This window comes from Elstera litoralis (assembly GCF_000963705.1).
GTDB classification, from domain to species: domain Bacteria; phylum Pseudomonadota; class Alphaproteobacteria; order Elsterales; family Elsteraceae; genus Elstera; species Elstera litoralis.
Genome location: NZ_LAJY01000643.1, coordinates 1 through 1,047 on the forward strand (window position 1 = coordinate 1; position 1,047 = coordinate 1,047).

General features: G+C 54.6%; 1 protein-coding gene. It reads right to left on the reverse strand.

What is annotated here, in order from left to right:
* Window positions 1–903: ABC transporter substrate-binding protein (locus VZ95_RS18565; protein ID WP_045777182.1), on the reverse strand; the 903-nt coding region annotated here is incomplete at its 3' end.
* Between the last annotated feature and the right edge of the window lie 144 nt (window positions 904–1,047).

The following is a 1,047-nucleotide window of genomic DNA, read 5'->3' on the forward strand; positions in this document are numbered from 1 at the left end:
GATGAAAGCATCATTCACCGGGGATTTCACCGATTGGAAATAGTTCCAGGCGGCGAGATGGCCGACGAGGTTCTTGGTATCGACCCCAGCAAGCTCTTCCTCACCGACCGAGAAGGCAACGACCGGAATATCGGTGGCCTTCACGCCCGCATTGGCGAGTTCTTTATAGAAGGGAACGTTAGCATCGCCGTTGATGGTGGAGACCACGGCGGTCTTCTTACCGGCCGTGCCGAACTTCTTAATATCGGCGACGATCGTCTGCCAATCGGAATGACCGAACGGCGTGTAGTTAATCATAATATCTTCTTTCTTCACGCCCTTGGCGAGAAGATAGGCTTCCAAGATTTTATTCGTCGTGCGCGGATACACATAGTCGGTGCCCGCGAGCACCCAACGCTTCACGTCGCCGCCATCCTTGCTCATCAAATAATCGACGGCGGGAATGGCCTGCTGGTTCGGCGCGGCACCCGTGTAGAAAACGTTCTTTTCGCTTTCTTCGCCTTCGTACTGGACCGGGTAGAACAGAATATTATTCAGTTCCTTGAACACCGGCAGAACCGACTTACGCGACACCGAGGTCCAGCAGCCGAACACCGCCGAAACCTTTTGCTGCGTAATCAGTTCGCGCGCCTTTTCGGCGAACAAAGGCCAGTTGGAGGCCGGATCGACAACCACGGCTTCGAGCTTCTTGCCCAAAACGCCGCCCTTTTTGTTCTGCTCGTCGATGAGCATCAGCATGGCGTCCTTCAGCGTGGTTTCGCTGATGGCCATCGTGCCCGAGAGCGAGTGGAGGATACCGATTTTGATGGTATCGGACGATTGGGCATAGGCCCCAATGCTGGAAAAGGATGATAGCGCCGCAACCGTAGCAAGCCCCAGAACCGCCCGTCTCGTAAACTTCATCACAGCCTCCTCGTGGTTTTCGTTGGCTGGACGAGAGTTAGCAATCCTTGCGCCAACTTTCGGCGCGGCGAGTCGAAAGCGTTAAAAAGGAGGGATTTGGGGCAATTTTCATGCGGTTCTAGAATTATCGGCGGATGGTCTAGA